The sequence below is a fragment of the Anaerolineales bacterium genome (genome assembly GCA_003105035.1).
Classification (GTDB): domain Bacteria; phylum Chloroflexota; class Anaerolineae; order Anaerolineales; family UBA4823; genus FEB-25.
In genome coordinates this window covers 1-15214 of record PQAL01000006.1, presented here as the reverse complement: position 1 = coordinate 15214, position 15214 = coordinate 1, and the positions used below count along the sequence as shown (strand labels likewise).

14 protein-coding genes are annotated in these 15214 nt (G+C 53.4%); 7 read left to right on the top strand and 7 right to left on the bottom strand.

Translation table 11 applies throughout. The features are described from left to right. Positions 1-42: 42 nt before the first annotated feature. Positions 43-3708 (bottom strand): hypothetical protein, encoded by a 3666-nt coding sequence (locus tag C3F13_04130; GenBank protein ID PWB55474.1) that lies wholly within the window; start codon positions 3706-3708, stop codon positions 43-45. A gap of 240 nt (positions 3709-3948) precedes the next feature. Here C3F13_04130 and C3F13_04125 point away from each other — a divergent pair, with 240 nt between their 5' ends. Together C3F13_04125 and C3F13_04120 are read left to right on the top strand one after the other, a co-directional pair. Next, on the top strand, positions 3949-4329 hold the full coding sequence (locus tag C3F13_04125) for a hypothetical protein (protein ID PWB55473.1): 381 nt from the start codon (positions 3949-3951) through the stop codon (positions 4327-4329). A gap of 61 nt (positions 4330-4390) precedes the next feature. Next, entirely contained in the window at positions 4391-4843 is a 453-nt protein-coding gene (locus C3F13_04120) for a hypothetical protein (protein ID PWB55472.1), read from the top strand. Between the two features lie 275 nt (positions 4844-5118). Here the strand turns inward: C3F13_04120 and C3F13_04115 are convergent, their stop codons facing one another. Continuing rightward, positions 5119-5937 carry a hypothetical protein gene (locus tag C3F13_04115; protein PWB55471.1) on the bottom strand — a complete coding sequence of 273 codons (819 nt, stop codon included), beginning with the start codon at positions 5935-5937 and terminating at the stop codon, positions 5119-5121. A gap of 118 nt (positions 5938-6055) precedes the next feature. Between C3F13_04115 and C3F13_04110 the strand changes: the two genes are divergently transcribed. From C3F13_04110 to C3F13_04095, 4 genes are all read left to right on the top strand, one after another. Continuing rightward, positions 6056-6499, top strand: a complete 444-nt coding sequence (locus tag C3F13_04110; GenBank protein PWB55470.1) for a histidine kinase — start codon at positions 6056-6058, stop codon at positions 6497-6499. Positions 6500-6671: 172 nt separating this feature from the next. After that, the gene (locus C3F13_04105) at positions 6672-7469 is read left to right on the top strand and encodes a hypothetical protein (GenBank protein ID PWB55469.1); all 798 of its coding nucleotides are present in this window, start codon (positions 6672-6674) and stop codon (positions 7467-7469) included. A 283-nt stretch (positions 7470-7752) separates the two neighbouring features. Further along, complete coding sequence (locus tag C3F13_04100) at positions 7753-8547, top strand: hypothetical protein (GenBank protein PWB55468.1); 795 nt, start codon at positions 7753-7755, stop codon at positions 8545-8547. Positions 8548-8606: 59 nt separating this feature from the next. Then, positions 8607-9704: a hypothetical protein gene (locus tag C3F13_04095; GenBank protein PWB55467.1), complete on the top strand. Its 1098-nt coding sequence runs from the start codon at positions 8607-8609 to the stop codon at positions 9702-9704. Between the two features lie 65 nt (positions 9705-9769). Here C3F13_04095 and C3F13_04090 read toward each other — a convergent pair whose 3' ends face one another. The 5 genes from C3F13_04090 to C3F13_04070 form a co-directional block, all read right to left on the bottom strand. Further along, positions 9770-10195 (bottom strand): hypothetical protein, encoded by a 426-nt coding sequence (locus tag C3F13_04090; protein ID PWB55466.1) that lies wholly within the window; start codon positions 10193-10195, stop codon positions 9770-9772. Between the two features lie 65 nt (positions 10196-10260). Then, the gene (locus tag C3F13_04085) at positions 10261-11235 is read right to left on the bottom strand and encodes a hypothetical protein (protein PWB55465.1); all 975 of its coding nucleotides are present in this window, start codon (positions 11233-11235) and stop codon (positions 10261-10263) included. Beyond that, complete coding sequence (locus C3F13_04080; protein PWB55464.1) at positions 11162-12001, bottom strand: GNAT family N-acetyltransferase; 840 nt, start codon at positions 11999-12001, stop codon at positions 11162-11164. Before C3F13_04080 ends, C3F13_04085 begins: the two co-directional genes overlap by 74 nt. Continuing rightward, positions 11935-12585, bottom strand: coding sequence for a hypothetical protein (locus C3F13_04075; protein PWB55555.1), 651 nt, complete (start codon positions 12583-12585; stop codon positions 11935-11937). The genes C3F13_04080 and C3F13_04075 overlap by 67 nt, the downstream gene beginning before the upstream one ends. Positions 12586-12789: 204 nt before the next feature. Beyond that, a complete protein-coding gene (locus C3F13_04070; protein ID PWB55463.1) occupies positions 12790-13602 on the bottom strand; it encodes a hypothetical protein in 813 nt (270 codons plus the stop codon). A gap of 293 nt (positions 13603-13895) precedes the next feature. Between C3F13_04070 and C3F13_04065 the strand changes: the two genes are divergently transcribed. Continuing rightward, on the top strand, positions 13896-15214 hold a 1319-nt coding region (locus C3F13_04065; protein PWB55462.1), incomplete at its 3' end, for a hypothetical protein.

Genomic DNA, 15214 nt, shown 5'->3' with positions numbered 1-15214 from the left:
TATACCTACCTTACCATGTCAGTTGACCCAATGTACATAGAATCAAGTCGATGTTCCGGGTTGAACGCCGTGTAATCGCTCCTTCAATACCTCCATATACCCAGTCGCACCCATTTCAGTGAACATCTCCAGCGCCTGCCCGTAAGCCTGCTCCCCGCGTTCACGATCACCGGGCATATCCCGACCCACAAGCGAGTCCCCCAGGGGAATGAGGTTCCACGCCCAAGCAAAGCGATTCCCGTCTGCCTGGCATATCTTAATTCGAGCTAGGCGTTTTGAAACGGCTTCCTCCCAGCGGCCCTCTTCATTGGCAAGCTGAGCTTCCACAACTAACCTTGTCCCCTCGATATCTCTGCTTACAGGCTGGTCCAGGTTTTTAATTACTTCATCCAGCAGTTCATGCGCTTCAGCAAAGCGCTGTTGGAGAGCCAGGTTCTCTACCAGCCTCAAGCTGGACTCAATATCAGCCGAATTTATTCTTATATTCTCCTGAAGGGCAGTTTCTGCCTCCGAGAGATAATCCATACCCATAAAGATCTTGAGGGAACAACATATATGTTCCAGACCGATATTCCGGCCGGCGATTTGATTGTAGTTGGCTGTTTTTCGTGCTTCTTGTTGACTATAGCGCTGATAATCAAGTGCCTGGGACCATTCTCCTCGTGGCGATAACAAGAGTGAATTAACTTCTATCAAAAACTTATCTATCCTGGACTGAGGGGCAGTTGAGCTGCGTAAAATATCCCTCAGTGTTCCTTCAATATTTTTCAATTGCCCACGTGAGGTTAAAATTCCTGCAAGATTTTTTAAATCCCAAAACAGCCACTCGATATTACCGACATGAATTGATATGTCCACAGCATGCATTTGATGTTGATATATAATTTCACTTTGATATAAATTATCTGCAAGGTTAGCATGTGCCCGCCGAGCCTGGGCCCACAATCGGTTGGCCTCGCTGAATTCTGCCGCCTCTTTCAGGAGATGGATACGCTTGTCTAAATCCGGTGTAGCTATCGCAATCGTGATGCTGGCATCGGCCCGGGCCTCTTTCTCACATTGAAGATCAGCCATTTCAATTGCCTGCTGGCACAAGGTAATTACTTCATCAGCTGGCTTGTTTATAAAGAAAGTCGCCCTACCCGTTTCCGCCAGCAGGCGGGCCATGCCAGGGCTCTCCGGTGCACCCTCCAGCCGCAGCAGCCCCTCCTGGCAGGCCTCCCAGGCTGCCTGACAATCTTTATTCCAATGGACATAAGCCAGGCGCGCATACAGAGATGCGGTACGGTCACTGTCTCCTAAAACCAGATAGCACTCAATACTTTGCCGTAAGGTTTCAACCGCCTCATGACTGGATCCCTGTCTATATTGAGCTTCACCCAAACCCGCCAGGCAGGCTGCCTTGTGTCTATCTTCCAGAGGCTGTTCCAGCGTCTGGTGAAAGTATCCCAGCGCTTCAGCGTTGGCGTACGACTCCAACGCGGCCTGCCCTGCCTGGAGGTAATATGTACCTGCCAGTTCCTTCATGCCTGCCTGCAGCAGGTGCCCGGCGATCAGCCCGCTATACTCTCCCATACGCCCCGAAACCTGGGTGATCAGCCAGTCGGCTACTAAACCATGGTATTTACGGCGCAGGCGCTTGAGCACCGATTCGTAAGTCACCTCGCGCAGGATATCGTGCTTGAACAGGTATTCCCTGGCATCTAAAAAAGCTGATCCCTCCCGGCGATAAACCATCTCCCGGCCGCGCAGGGAGCCGAGTATATCCGGCACAGCCTGAGGGGCGCCTCCTTCCGAGGCTTGGATATATGCCACAACCTGGTCCCAAAACAGGCGGCCAACCACCGATGCCTGCTGCAAGACCTTTTGCTCATCCACTGGCAGGCTCTCCAACCTGGCCTGCAAGACACCGGTTAATGTAGGTGGAACACTGATCTCCGCCAGGCGCTCTGGCAGCACCTTCCAGATCTGCTCCCCCTTGACCACTACGCCATCCTCCACCAGCATCTTGACCAGCTCTTCGACGTAGAAGGGGTTGCCCTCGGCGCCCTCCACCACCAGGTCGAACAGCTGGGGTGGTACCTGCTCTGCGAGCTTGAGGATCTCCCCCACCAGCTGGTGGGACTCACGTTTTGAAAGCGCTTCCAGGTTAATCCGGTGATGGTAATCCAGCCCTTCTCCCCAGTAGGGACGGCGCTCGAGCAGGCTGCGCCGGGCAGCACAGACGAAAAGCAAGGGTTTATCTGTAAATCGTTCTGCCAGCCAGTTGATCGCATCCAGGCTGCTGTCATCTGCCCAATGGATATCTTCCAGGAAGACCACCAGCGGGGTTTGGGCACATAGACCTTTAAAATACTCGCCCAGGTACATGATCCCCCGGTTGCGCAGCTGCTCGGCCTCGCTCAGCACACCTTTGAGATGCGGGCTGGTGCTGAAATCGAAACCCAGCCACTGCCCCAGGATGTGGGCACGCATCTGCCCTTCGTCGCTGCTGCTAAAAACTTCTCTGAAGCCTGCTTCTACTTTTTGGCGAGCTACTTCCTGGGTATCATTCTCCTGCAGCTGGAAGCGGAACTCGAACAGGTCACGTAACATCGCCAGGGGCATGCCCTGGGCTTCCACGTGGGCTTTGCCTTCATAAAAATGCACTGCCGGTGGGGGCAGCAGCTCGAGCCAGTTCTGGAATTCATAAAGCAGGCGTGATTTGCCCACCCCGGCTTCACCGATGATGGTGACCACCTGGCCTTCGCTATCCTCGATGGCGGAGAGCATTGCATCCTGCAGGTATTTGAGCTCATCGTAGCGCCCGACCATGCGCGTCTCCACCCCTTCCACGCCGCGCGTGTAGGAGCGGAAGGCACGCGGCTTGGCGCTCAGGATGTGGTAGACCTGCACGGGCTCGTCAAAGCCCTTGACCCTGATGGGCTCCCAGGCTGCGACGTTGAACACGCCGCGGATATGCCGGTAGGTGTCGTGCGAGATGAGCAGGCCTCCAGGGGGTGCCGCGCTCTGCAAGCGGGCGGCCAGGTGGACTGCTGGGCCCTTGGTGGTATCCGCGCCTTCCGTCTCCCCGCCCAGGATCACCAGCCCGGTGTTGACCCCCACCCGCACCTTGAAATCGTGGATATCCCATTCCTTCTCCAGCTGATCTGCAATGTCACCCGCACGCTCAATGACCGCCAGCCCGGCGCGCACTGCCTGCTCCGGGTCATCTTCGTGCGCCGTGGGTGCGCCAAAGATAGCCATGAATCCATCCCCCATGTAGCTGGTGACGTGCCCGCCATGCTCGTAAACTGGCTGGGCCAGGCGCTTCAGGTTCCGGTCAAAGGCTTCGCTAACGTCTTCCGGGTCCATATGCTGGATGATGGAGGTCGAGCCTACCGTATCCATGAACAGGATGGTGAGCAGCTTGCGCTGTTGGGTGGGAATTTCGGGTGGTGCAAGATGGGAGGTTTCCAGCAGGTTGTAAAGCTCAGCCAGTTTCTGTTGCAGTGGCTCAACCGCTTTGTCGACCACTGCATCACCCAGGGCATCACGTTGGGCTTCCATCTCAGCAATGGTATCCTTGAGCCGTCCGATCTGTTCTTCGATTGTTGGAGACATAAACTTGCCTCCGCACATAAATATGGATAGAGCATTGCCAGGCACAAAAATATTGATAAGCCCCACTACAGCATGCTCTCTATTTTTATTATACAGTTTATTCATGGGTACTTCAATCCATTCTCCTGATTACCCTGGATTGATTACCCATCTCGTCGGCTGACGAAACTCAAATATCTCCTTTCAAATTCGCCATTATTCGCAACGCTGGTCTCCGTAGTGCAAAAAGCATTTACTTTGGATTTTTATTGCCACCATTAATGATGGTGGATTGACATCCATTTGTCGAAATGAGGTATGATTAATTAGCATTAATTTAAACCTTGTGGAGATCTATCCAAATAAATGACCAACACGATCCTCCAAGACCGGTGGGATGAAGGTACCTCCCAGAAATTCCTCGACTATGGGCGCTACTTCGTCCCCAAGCGCGAGGCGCAGGTGCGCATCCTGGTAGCCCTGCTCAAGGACTTGCCAAAGCCGAAGCGCATCCTTGAGCTGTGCTGTGGGGAGGGATTGCTGGCGGAGCAGATCCTGGATAAGCTCCCTGGCGCATCCTACTGGAGCCTGGATGGTAACATGGCTGCGTTTGAATTTTTCCAGCAGCACGGCTGGAATACTTCTTTCTTCCTGGAGCCTGACGAGATGGACCACCCTAACCATTTGTACGACCAGCTCAGGTGGTTCGAAGAGGCCAATTTGTGGATGTCGATGTACACTTCCTGAAGGCGGGCCATGCCCTGTTTTGTGCCCGAAAGACAGTGTAAACCATAGGAGATGAGCTAGGATGAAATCACAAGGAAAATTGGTTCTGTTGGTCATCGTGGGTGCCGACCTGCTCATCATCCTGGCGCTTCTGGGCATCCGTTTGATCAACAATCGGTCAACCGCAAAAACCACCCCCCAGGTCACACCATCGGTTGAAAATGTGCCAGGATTGGTGGTGTATGGATCGGTTCGTGGCCAAAATGGCGAGGGAATAGCTGGTGTGACCGTCTACCGCCAATATGCCAGCTACCCAGGCGTGGTGATCGCCACGACCGACGGTTCAGGTTATTACAAGTCAGATTTCTACGGCATTCCGGGCGATGAAATGGTCAGTGTGTGGGCGGAGATGAGCGGATTAAAGCTTCTGCCGGAACGGTGCTCTTGGCGGCATTATTACGGCTCGGAGGTTAAAGCGTGTGATTTTGTTGCCCAGTCCCTGGAAGTGTTCTACTTCCCGCTGGTTTTCAAGTAGATCAAGTAGAACCGAGATCTACCAACTTATTTTATTAGAAGGCTTCCATATGCTGGAGCCATCCTTTTTCATCTGCCTTAAAGTAGCTTCATCCAATGATTCCCACTGGTGAGCCAACTGTGAAATTACGCCCCGGCATGTTTTGCTATGCGTGTGGGAAATATTCTGTCAGGCGGCGCGAGCTGGTCAATTCCATTGGTTGCTCCTATGGAAGCCCAATAACAAGCTGGATCCTCGCAATCCAATAATCAAGCCAGTTTGTCACCTGTCGGAGCTTATGGAGCGGATGCCCTCTGACTGGCATCGATCTGCGAGCGCAGATAGTCGCGCTCAGCAGTCTTGCGGGCCACTTTATACTGCAACTCAGCTGCCAGCTCGCCCAGCAGGTCACGCCGCTGGTGCCTGGCCAGCTTTACATCCAGGCTGAGCTTCACGATCGGCAAGTTGCTCAGCTCGTTCATCTGCTGGCGCACTTCCCGCAACCTGGTGATGGTCCACTCGGGAGTATCTTTGGGTACTCGCGAGGTCGCTGTCTGCTTGGGCGCAGCCTGACTTGTTTCCATTCCATAGGGTAGGCTCAACCCTGCCAGCTTCATTAATGCGGGCAGGTCTCCTGCAGCATAGGCCTGGTTGATGGTTTTCATTAGGTCATCCGCCTGAGCCCGGTCAGCCGCATTGCGTGCCAGGTCGGGGTGATAGCGGCGCGCCAACCTGCGATACAGGGTTTTTATGTCTGGCAGGGTGTTGGCTTGAACTGGTGTGGCTTGGTCCTGGGATGCAGGGGTTTGCTTGAATTGCAGCTCCTGGGGAGGCAGGTTATCCAGGCGGGTGGGCCGGCCTGGCTGAGGCGCACCTGCCAGGTAGCTCATCAGCTCGCTGCCAAACAAGCGCTGCTGACGGATGTGCCGTAGCTGCTCATCGAGTGTGGTGGTGTCGGCATTGAGCTCACTCAACTGGTCGAGCAGGGCCCCCAGGCGCGTGTCTACCTGGGATTCAAAAGTACGCAGCTGCCTTTGTAACTCGGCCAGTTCCGCTTCAGCTGATTCAAGCTCGAGCCTGGCAGTATGGTAATCCTGGTCTGAGGTGCGGAACACAATCTAATTATAATCTGAGGTGGATTCTCATCTCTTAATTTCTTGAAAAATCTAAAATAATGGCTATAATTTGCGCATTACGTACAGTGAAACGAAATCCTCGCCAGGAGAAAACACCATGCAGACCGTACGCAAGATCTTAAGTGAAAAAGGCAATGAAGTTTGGAGCACCTCACCGGGCACTACCGTTTTTGACGCCTTGCAGCTCATGGCCAGTAAGGACGTTGGCGCTCTTCCGGTAGTTGAGCGCGGCAAACTCGTGGGTATCTTCTCTGAGCGTGACTATGCCCGTAAAGTCATCCTGCTGGGCAAGACCTCCAAGAAGACGTTTGTGAAAGAGGTCATGACCCCGCATGTGGTATATGCCACCCCTGATATGACCAACGAACAATGCCTGACGCTGATGACGGCCAAGCATATCCGCCACCTGCCAGTGGTGGAAGAAGAGGCCATGGTCGGCATGGTGTCGATCGGGGACCTGGTACGCTCGATCATCTCGGAACAAAAGGAGATGATCAGCCAGCTGGAGCAATACATCCTGCACTATACCAGCATCACATAGAGCTTTTTTCTTCTCAGTGGTAAACCTAATTGAGGTGTGAGTCCGTGTCGCCGGGCTTCTTAATCATTTTAAAGGCTCTCCAGGCGGGGTATCATGCTCGCAACGGGGGTATATCGTTGAGGCCAGATTTGCTGATAATGCCACCTGATGGTGTTAATAATTACAAAAGGTGATGAACATGCTTCCACCCATGCTACCGCCCATCCTCTCTCTTACACCTTCCCAGGTGACCCCTGAGCTCAAAGCTTTATTCAGCCTGGATGAGCCAGCAGGGCTACGCTGCCAGGCTGTCCTAGATGATCGTGCCGCGGGAGCGATTTTCACCGATCACCCCGAGACGCCCTCGTGGGGAGTGGTGCAGGAGGCTGCCTTTGGTTCGCTCTATTTGGGTGGCCATCCAAGCTCCGCCTTACTCGCCCAGCTGATCAGCGACCTGCGCCTCAAGGGCGATGTTCTGGTGGGCTTACGAGAAGGAGATCCGCGCTGGTCGCTCTTCCCATCCGCCCCAGATTATTCCGGATATACCCTGGAATTTACCGAGCGTGCGGCCGGCTCAGCCCTGCCTGAGGTACCTCATGGGTGCGTGTTGCGCCGTCTGGATCATTCGCTCAGTAAGCAGATCCTGGACCGCAACCTGCTCATCCGCATGTTTGGCAGCATCCAGAATGCCCTGGAATGGGGGTATGGCTTGTGCTTGTTGCAAGGTGATGAGCTATTGTGCGAAGCATTTGCCGGGCCATCGGCGGGTGAGCTGATTGAGATCGGTGTGGAAACCCAGCCCCGCCACATGCATAAAGGGTATGGGACCTTAACCTGCAGTCACCTTATTTCTTTTATGGAGCAGCAAGGCTTCAACACGTACTGGAACTGCGCCAAGCAAAACCTGCCTTCCGTAGCCCTGGCTCGCCGGTTAGGCTATCAGACGGAGAGGGAGTACCGCCTGCTGGCCTGGAACAAAATCAGTCTCTGAGTTTCTATTCAAAGAAGTATCATAAGATGAGCTCAGCGATCAAAAAGTGATTGCCTGGGCATCAACAAGTTTGCATGGTGTTTATATAGGGCATCCGGATATAGATATTACATTATCTAAAAATCCAGATGTGTAAGCATTTATCTTTATTACAATCATCAAAAATGGCGTTTTTTGGCAGTAAAGGTGCTTTTGTTGGCAGTCTTTTTGTGTAAAAATCAGTGCAAATGAGCTGGAAAGCCAAGATTTCTGCAAAATTGGATTGCACAAGGAAGTGAGCACCATGGAGAAAAAACGGAGTATCATCCAGATCGATCCAAAGCTAGTGTCTCCCTTGCATCATTCATTTTTTGATCCACTAGAGGCAACCTTGGTAGGGTGTTTAGCGGTTATGAATGGTGATGCTTGCGGGCACATCTTCACGGATAGCTTGCAAGAACCTACCTGGGTGGTTGTTCATGAAGTGGCTTTCGGAAACATGTATCTGGGTGGTGAAGTATACCGGCCTTCCATGCGTCGCCTGTTTGGCCGCTTGCGTCACATGGGGAATATCGTGGTAACCATGCGTCCTGGCGACCCGCGCTGGCAACTGTTACCGCACCGGCCGGATTATCTTCACACCAGGCTCGATTTCAGTGAGCGCTTGCCTCAGCATGGCTTGCAATTTTTCTGCAGCGTGCCTGAGGGCTGTGAGCTGCAGAGGATGGACCTGAAACTCATCGAACAGTGTTTCGCAAAGGATTTATACTTATCTATGTATGGGAATGCCCAGCAAGCTTTACGGAAAGGGTTTGGACTTTGCCTCACTCATGCTGGTGAAGTACTCAGCGAAGCCTTTGCCGGGCCAGCTGCGCATGGTTGTTGCCAGGTCGCGGCTGCCACACACGCAAGCCATCGCCGCAAAGGGTACGCCACCCTCACCTGCAATCGCCTGCTGATGGAGGTAGAGCAGCATGGCTATCACACCTACTGGAATTGTGCTGAAGGTGATCTAGCTACGATTGCGTTGGCCCGTAAGCTTGGCTATCTACCTCAAGGTGAGTGTCGCTTACAGGCGCGCTTCGATCGATATTCTTAATGGTGTTTTACCATGGTTCATTTGTCAAAATCTGAGCATCGAATAGGAGGAATCGGGACATGGCAAAAGTTGGTCTCGCTTACGATCTAATCGACCTGAATTTCATCGACGGCTCTCCCCTGGATACGTTAGCCGAGTTCGACACAAAAGAAACCATCATGGCCATTTCCCGTGCATTAGAAGCGGGCGGTCACGAAGTGATTCCTCTGGAAGCTGATGAAAAATTTGTTGATAAGTTAACCGGTAGCCGTCCGGATATTGTCTTCAATCTCGTTGAAGGACATCGTGGAGAGTGTCGCGAATCACAGGTGCCAGCGATTTGCGAGTTTTTCAACATCCCTTATACCGGGTCAGGTGTGCTGACCCTGGCTTTATGCTTGAACAAGGCACTTACCAACCAGTTTCTCCATTCACAGGGTATCTTGGTACCTCCATATCAGGTCTTTGAGACGCCCAATGAAGACATACACCTGGAGAACGACTACCCACTGATTGTGAAATTGCTGCACGAGGGTTCATCGATGGGCCTGTCGCGAAAATCAGTGGTCAAGAATGAAATTGCGTTGCGTGAACAGATAGCTTATGTGATCGAAACATATCAGCAACCAGCCATGGCACAAAAATACATCATCGGGAGAGAGTTCACCATTGGTGTGCTGGGAAACCAGGATCCGTACACCCTGCCGATCACAGAAGTGAAGTTCGATGACCCTTATGGCATCGTGACATTTTGCCCGGATGATGAAGTTTTTCCCTTGCTAGAGGACAGGTTCGGCCGAGAATTCGTGCAGGATCTCAAGCAGAAGCTCATACCCAAAAAATCCATGTGCCCAGCGGACGTCAGCCATGAGCTAGCCGGGAGGATAGTACAGACAGCTATCAGGGCATTCAAGGTGCTCGGCTGCAGGGATTGGTGCCGGGTCGATATGCGTATAGCTGAAGATGGAAGCATCTATGTGCTGGAACTTAATCCAATTGCCGGTATCGCACCGGGATACTGGCTGCCAAATTCCGCTGAGGTCGCTCACCTGGATTATTCCGCGTTCATCAATACAATCCTGGAAATTGCCTGGGCTCGTATCCATGCCAACCAGTCTGGTCTGCATCTACCTAACCGCGCAGGTGTTGAGGGGGAAGCTGCCTTCGAGGAAGGATAGTCTTTGGGGGGCAAAAGCCAGGGCAAGACCTCCCCCGTTGGCCCACTCAGCGGGGGAGGGGCTTTTTACCACTCCACCAACTTGGGCAGATTCCTGGCATTTAGGATCGTCGAGCTGACTTCCTTGGGCAGGGGGGCGATGCCAGGAAAACCAGTACAGTGTACGTATTCACTTGTCAATCTAAGCAGCTCATCCGGCTCGTAACCTGCCAATTTCTCGACGGTATCCACTCCAGCTGCATAATACAGCCGGGCACGGATACCTTTCACCCCTGGCAACCGGCTCAGGTCGCTGAGCTTTACCAGCTCCAGGATAGCCTCTGGCGGGATGCCTGCCCTGGCTGCCAGATCTGATCGGCCCGGTGAGGTCCGCCCGGCCTTCAAAATCTGGTCTGCGGTTTTCACCCCCACAGCTTCCAGCCTGGCGATGTGCTTGGGGTCGACGCTATGAAAATCTTTGAGCTTAAATGGGTTCCTTTTTTTGTTTGTCATAGCGGCTGCTTAAAGCGAATGGGATAATTACATCTGTTATGATCCTGTTCACTCCATGTCAGCCATCAGCACGTAGCAGCCTGACCACCTTCATCCACCTGGTTGCCGTCCATCTTCCCTGCGAAAAAGTCTTCCATTACTTGCAGGTACTCCCCCGATTCAAGCAGGGCAGTGCTCTTACTGCTACCTTTGTACATGTGCAGGCTGGCCCCTGGGTAAAATGCCATCAAGGTGTTGCGCAGGTCATCGGTAGTGGTGAGATCTTCTTCGGCCAGGATGATTAACGTCCGGCCCGCCCAGCTTTCCAGGTCAGTATAGGTATATTCTTGCCTGTCAAAATCCGCCAGGCGGAGATATGTGCTCATGGCGGCTTGGCGGGTTACCCTCGTTTCCAGGGTCTCGCGTATTTGGGCGGCGATGAGCAATAATTCGGGGGATGGATCTGCAGGCAACCGTCCGGTCATCTGCGTGCGCAGGATGTTTCTGACCATGGACATGGGCACCCACCTGATGATTTTCAAGGTTGGTTCCACACTGCGGGCTCTGCTCGCCACCGGCGGGTAGGCATGGGTCAGCACCAAACGGCTCACCATTTCTGCATGCCGGTGAACAAATACCTGGGCCAACATACTTCCATAGGCGCTGCCGACGACATAGCAGGGGTGGATACCTTCTTGTTCCAGTATTGCTGCAATCCCATCCGCCAGGGCGGTCATGCTGCTCAGCTCACCTGGGTAGCTGGGGCAGACCAGGCGGTAAGGTCGCCCGTCCAGCTGGAGGATTATCCGCCAGGCTGATTCAGCCGTTCCCAGGCCACCGGGCAAGAGCAGCAACGCCTGGCCAGCCGGATCACCACCCAAGATATACTCCCATTGGGTCCCATGGATAGTAGCTTGTTTAACGGGGTGTTCCTGGCGGAAGCGCATGAATTTTTCGCGCATCTCAGCCGGTACTTTGCGATAATAATCAGTCATTCGGTTTCTCCAGGAATTCGCGTAGGGTTTTGCCTCCCATCGGCCGGTCGGAGAGCAACTGACCATCGTATACCACGCCGAAAACTCCGTAGGCGGAGGGTGAGAGTGCGCGTGCTTCTCGGCTGGTCTTTAATTCAATGGTCTGGATCGCAATGCCCATCTGGGTGGCGGTATTTTCTAGTGAGTTGACGAACATATCGAGGTAGGGGCATTGGCCGGAATGGTACACCACCAGTCCCTTGGGGATGCGCTTGAGCCGGCTCTCCCAATCCTGCGGAAAGCTAGGCAATGCACCCTGCCCGAAGCGCTTTACCAGCAGCTCAAAGGATGGAGGAGCCTGGTCGACCACCTCGAAGCCATGGTGCAGGAAAAACTCCTTCTTGGCCAGCCAGGTGCTGGCACTGCTTACCACGGTGACGCCGTACATCCCCTTATTCTGAGCTTCACTGACCAGCTGGTCCAGCAGGCGGGCGCCATAGCCTTTGCCCTGCCCGCTGCCCACCACCCACATACAATGGATGACCAGGTAGCCCGGGGCGTTGACCACCCGCCAGGTGGCTTCTCCAGGGGCATATTCCACAAAACCTGCCGAGTGAGATTCTTCATAGATCATCTTAATGTGCAGCCCCTCGGCCATGCTGCTGCTCAGCCAGTCGCGCTTATGGCGATAGCCGCTGGATTTTCGTTTGCTTTTATAGCAGAAAAACCCATAACGGTCGACGTTGGAGATATCGATAGTATGGATGATGTTTTCCATGATCCTTCCTACTTTCTCCGACTGCCGAGCAGCCATCCAACCGCGAACGATCCAGCTAGGGCTGCCCACACCCATCTGAGGTCAGTTTCCATGGCCGTTGGGTAGCTGTTGTCTGGGTATTTGCTCCCTGGCACGATTGGCTGATAATCCAATGCAACCTGGTGGAGGCGGTCGCGTTTGGCAAGCATGTCTTCAAGGTCATAAGCAATTCCATATGATCTCAGCCAGGGTTTGAAATGCGAATCTCCACCAGTTTCAAATAAACGTTCTGCGATGCGCCGAAACTCAGCTTCATCGGTGACACGGCGTGCTAAGGCAGGGAGTACCACTTCTCGCTTGCTTCCGGTCACCCGCTCTGACCACACCTGGACGGTGACATGCGGGTCGGCTAATAGGTTCTGGTACCAATGGCTGCGTTCTCCCCATCCAGCACCAATGTAGATGCAACCCTCTATGGGCGTGTAAGAAAGCATCGTATGGCGAGGCTGGTGGCTTTTTCGTCCCCATGTCGTCAGGACTATCATTGCGGGGCCCAACAGGCTGCCCAGGCCCATCCGCCACCAGATCAGGGGAGTCTTGAATAATACCCGGTTTACCGAACCTTGCTTGGGATAAGCCATTACACCTGCCGTGTTTTGGGTATACCGTGTGTCATCCATGTTGGGTTCCTTTATTGCTTCTGAACCATTCGGATATCATTGCATATTGGTCTATTGTAACCCGATTGCGAATGATAAGTCGATGTCCCTGGATTGGATTTATTATATAGATGTCTTCCTGCAAATTTGAGAGAAATTTACCCTGGATGTCAAAAGCTCTCGTTTTTTAACATCCACCTTAAAGCTCCTGTGCCGGTTCTCCTGCTATTTTGGCTCAGGTGAATTAGTCACAGTCCAATTAATCGGCTGGGTGACCACCTGAGAAGACGCCATCTTTACAAGTTGACTGATCGAGGACGGTAACAGGTCTATTGTGGCTGTCTGCCTCACCAGCTCAGCAAAATTCAGCCAGACCAGCTGCCTGATTTCCTGAACAGGCATCCTGAGGTTAGCAGACAGTAGGTATTCCACCCAGATGACGCGGTGTGGGATGGCTCCCGGTGGGTCAGCCCAGCCATGATCGCTCTCCACCAGCAAGCGTTCGAGCGGCACCTGGGTGCGGAAGATGCTGTGGCGTGCCACGGCTGAGTGGACCGAGAAATAGCAGCCCAGCTCCACTGCCTGGCGGGTCTCAGCGGTCGTACCGGTCCACCAGTGCAGGATGGGTGCGATCACGGGAGTGCGTTTCAGCTCCTCCAGCATCAAGGAGGTTGATCGATAACTATGCAGGCTGACGATGCGGGGGTGCTCAGCGGCGAAGCCCAGGGCAGTGCGTAATGTGCTTAGATGCAGGTCAAGCGGCACGGCGTAGGCCTCATCCAGGCCAATCTCCCCAATGACGGCGCAATTCATGGCCAGTTGCTCGAACCGCTCGGGGTCGAACGCTTGTTGGGATTTCAGCTTGCGCGGGTGGCAGCCCACCCCCCAAGCCAGCAGGGGTTCGCTCCGCCGGGTAACCAGTTCGGCTTCCTCCAGCGAGAGGGTCATCGCCAGCACTGCCCCGATATCGGTTAGCTCTGTGCTCGTGCGCTTGGGGTTGAGGTGGGCATGGGCATCCAGGGTGGGGAGCTTGGTCATACCAGAATTATAGCCTGAGATGTGAGATTGTTTTCCGATCAGGGCCTCAGAGCTTCACTAGCCTTCGTCAAAACCTTATGATGATAATAATAAACTGGGGTAATTTCCTACAATCCTGCCAGTGGGTATATAATTCGCAGGTCGCCGAAACATTATGCTAATTCTTGGGCTACAAAGTAGTGCTACCGTAGCAAAATGGTCCACTGATCCAGGACGATGGCATAGGCACATCTATCGAATAATCACTTCACTTACCCCAGGTTTTTACCGTTATCCAGATTTACAAGGAGACAATGATCGTGCATAAGAAAAGACTACTCGGGCTTCTCCTGGTTTTCATCCTGCTCATGGGATTGGCTTTATCAGCCTGCTCGTATATCTCAGGGGCGACCCCAACATCCACCCCGGCATCGGGGCGCGATCCAGTCCTTGAACAGCGCATAGAAGCCCAGCTAGAGCAGATGGATTCTGAGGCGGTACCCATCTATCGCCAGGCAACCATAGCCATGGATGCTGGTGATTACGCCCAGGCCAAGCAGCTCTACCAACAAGTGCTTGAAATGGCTCCCGATTTTGCCACCGCCTATCGCCGCTTGGGCTATCTTGAGTCGAATGACAGTAACATTGACCGTGCTATTGAGCTGATGCAGAAGGCCCTGGCCCTCGAGCAAGATGGATACAACCAGAGTGCCCTGGCGATGGTCCTGCTTCAACGAGCAGGACCTTATGACTACCAGGAAGCCTTCGACCTGGCCTCACAAGCTGTGCAGCTCATCCCGGAAGATGAGCAGGCGGTGGTTGCCTGGCTGCTGTCGGCATCTGCGGTAACTGATATTGAGGTAATGCGCCAGGCGGATGAGCGCTTGTTGCAGGTAGCACCTGACAATCCCCTCGGCCATTATGAGGCAGGCTTGCTGGCTGCAAATGATGGAAAATGGGAAAAAGCCGAGAGAGAATTGCTACTTTCTAAAAAACTGGGCTTTTCATCTGTTGCTGTTCAATCGACCCTGGATAGCGGCATATCGAAATATGCCCTGGTTATCCGGCTGGTACGCCTTGGTGTATTCGCTATGGGGTTGTGGTTCTTCGGCTTCGTTTTCCTGTTTTTAGCCGGGGCGATGCTGAGTAAAGCCACGTTGAAGACGGTAGCTACCTCTCAGTACGACCTGGCGTTAAAGATCAGCCCCAAAGAACGCAGGCTGCGCTCCATCTATCGGGCAGTGATCACCATCCTGTCAGTCTATTTCTATATCTCCATCCCATTTGTCATTGTGTTGCTTCTGCTGGTTGTGGCGGGGGCATTCTACGTGTTTACCATACTCCATACGCTGCCGATTTACCTTGCCCTGGTGCTTGTATTCATGCTGATCGGTTCGCTGTACGCCATCCTCCGCTCCATATTTACCAAAAGTCGTGAGGCAATAACGGGTAAGGAGTTATCGCGCTCCGATGCGCCTGCTTTATGGTATCTCGTTGAAGAGGTTGCCCGCAAGATGGAAGTGGAGCCTGTGCATGCCATCCAGCTTATGCCCGACGCGATGATCGGCGTTACCGAGAGGGGCAGCATTATGAAAAAAATGCGTGGGAGAAGTGCAGCGAACCCCTTTAAGTT